This window comes from Nocardioides sp. (genome assembly GCF_024509035.1).
Taxonomy (GTDB): domain Bacteria; phylum Actinomycetota; class Actinomycetes; order Propionibacteriales; family Nocardioidaceae; genus Nocardioides.
In genome coordinates this window covers 1-2,789 of sequence record NZ_JANINT010000267.1, presented here as the reverse complement: position 1 = coordinate 2,789, position 2,789 = coordinate 1, and the positions used below count along the sequence as shown (strand labels likewise).

General features: G+C 70.7%; 1 protein-coding gene. It reads left to right on the top strand.

The features are described from left to right. A partial coding sequence (locus Q0L15_RS18205; RefSeq protein WP_296605864.1) for an NAD-glutamate dehydrogenase domain-containing protein occupies positions 1-2,789 on the top strand: 2,789 nt, incomplete at both ends.

Below are 2,789 nucleotides of genomic sequence, written 5' to 3'. Positions count from 1 at the left end.
TACATCTACGAGTTCGGCCTGCGCTACGGCAAGGCGCTGCCCGACAACTCCCGCGAGCTGTTCCAGGACGCGATCCGCGCGGTGTGGGACGGGCGCAACGAGATCGACGGGTTCAACACGCTGGTGCTCGGAGCCGGTCTGACCTGGCGGCAGGCCACGGTGCTGCGCGCGTACGCGAAGTACATGCGCCAGGGCAACGCGCCGTTCGCGCTCGACTACATCCACGAGGCGCTGCTCAACAACGTCGACATCACCCGGCTGCTGGTGCTGCTGTTCGAGGTCCGCTTCGACCCGACGGCCGACCGCGACCGCGCTGCCGAGATCGAGGAACGGATCCTCCAGGCCCTCGACGACGTCGCGAGCCTCGACCACGACCGGATCCTGCGGTCCTACCTCGCCCACGTCCAGGCGACCCTGCGCACCAACTACTTCCAGACCCCGCGCGAGGGGGGAGTCCGCTCCTACATCTCCTTCAAGCTCGACCCGGCCGGCATCCCGGACCTGCCCGAGCCCCGGCCGCGCTTCGAGATCTTCGTCTACTCGCCGCGCGTCGAGGGCGTGCACCTGCGCTTCGGCGCGGTCGCCCGCGGTGGCCTGCGCTGGTCGGACCGGCGCGACGACTTCCGCACCGAGGTGCTCGGCCTGGTCAAGGCGCAGATGGTGAAGAACACCGTGATCGTGCCGGTCGGCGCGAAGGGTGGGTTCTTCTGCAAGCAGCTCCCCGACCCGAGTGACCGCGACGCGTGGCTCGCCGAGGGAGTGGCCTGCTACAAGACCTTCATCTCCGGGCTCCTCGACATCACCGACAACCTCGTCGACGGTGAGACCGTGCCGCCCGAGCAGGTCGTGCGCCACGACGGCGACGACTCCTACCTCGTGGTCGCCGCCGACAAGGGCACCGCGTCGTTCTCCGACATCGCCAACGGCGTGGCCAAGGACTACGGCTTCTGGCTCGGCGACGCGTTCGCCAGCGGCGGCTCGGTCGGCTACGACCACAAGGCGATGGGCATCACCGCGCGGGGCGCCTGGGTCGCGGTCCAGCGGCACTTCCGCGAGCGCGGCATCGACTGCCAGGCCGAGGACTTCACCTGCGTCGGCATCGGCGACATGTCCGGCGACGTGTTCGGCAACGGGATGCTCTGCTCCGAGCACATCCGCCTCGTCGCGGCCTTCGACCACCGCGACATCTTCCTCGACCCGGACCCCGACGCAGCCACGTCGTACGCCGAGCGCAAGCGGCTCTTCGAGCTGCCGCGCTCGAGCTGGCAGGACTACGACCACTCCCTGATCTCCGAGGGCGGCGGCGTCTACTCACGTGCGCTGAAGAAGATCCCGCTCAACGACGCGGTCCGCAGGGCCCTCGGCATCGCCGGCGACGTCGCGTCGATGACGCCCGCGGAGCTGATGCGCGCGATCCTGCTCGCACCGGTCGACCTGCTGTGGAACGGCGGCATCGGCACGTACGTGAAGTCCTCGGCGGAGACCCATGCCGCCGCCGGCGACAAGGCCAACGACGGCATCCGCGTCGACGGGCGCGAGCTGCGGGCCCGCTGCGTCGGCGAGGGCGGCAACCTCGGGTTCACCCAGCTCGGGCGCATCGAGTACGCCCAGGAGGGCGGCCCGGCGGGACCCGAGGCCGGGGTGGGCGGCCGGATCAACACCGACTTCATCGACAACTCCGCAGGTGTCGACACCTCCGACCACGAGGTCAACCTCAAGATCCTGCTCGACCGGGTCGTCAAGGGCGGCGACCTCACCGAGGAGCAGCGCAACACCCTGCTCGCGGAGATGACCGACGAGGTCGCGGGCCTGGTGCTGCGCGACAACTACGAGCAGAACCTCGCGCTCGCCAACGCCGCCGCGAACGCCGGGCCGATGCTCCACGTCCACGAGGACTGGATGCGCAAGCTCGAGCACGACGGGTTGATCAACCGCGAGCTCGAGGGCCTTCCGGACAGCCGGGAGGTACGCCGTCGGCTCGACCGGGGTGCCGGCCTCACGACGCCGGAGCACTCCGTGCTGCTCGCCTGGACCAAGATCGCCCTCGCCGAGGAGCTGCTGACCTCCGACCTGCCCGACGACCCCTACTGCGACCAGGACCTGCGCGCGTACTTCCCGCGCCAGGTCCAGGAGGGCTTCGAGCCGCAGGTCCACCAGCACCCGCTGCGCCGGGAGATCATCGTGACCCAGGTCGTCAACGACCTGGTCAACGGCGCCGGCATCACGTTCTGGCCGCGCCTGGCCGGCGAGACCGGCGCGAGCGCCGCGGAGCTGACCCGGGCCAACTTCGTCGCCCGCGAGATCTTCGGGTCGTTGCCGTTGCGCGACGAGCTCCGGGGGCTGGACAACCAGCTCGACGCGGCGGTGCAGACCCGGATGCGGCTGGAGATGCGCACGCTGATCGAGCGGGCGTCGCGGTGGCTGGTCAACAACCGGCGTCCCCCGATGGACAGCCAGGGCACCGTCGACCAGTTCTCCGGGCCGGTCCAGCAGACGATGGTCCAGCTGCCCGACCTGATGGTCGGTCGCGAGCTGGCGGCCTACCAGGACCGCCGCTCCCGGCTCGAGGCCGAGGGCGTGGCTCCCGACCTGGCGAGCCGGGTGGCCGTGCTGCCGCCGGCGTACATGCTCCTCGGCGTCGTCGAGGTCGCCGCCCGCGAAAGGCTGGATCCCGCGGACGTCGCCCGCGTGCACTTCGCGCTGGGCGAGCGACTCGGCCTGTCCGCGCTCGTCCAGCGGATCCTCGGGCTGCCGCGCGACGACCGGTGGCAGACCATGGCCCGTGCCTC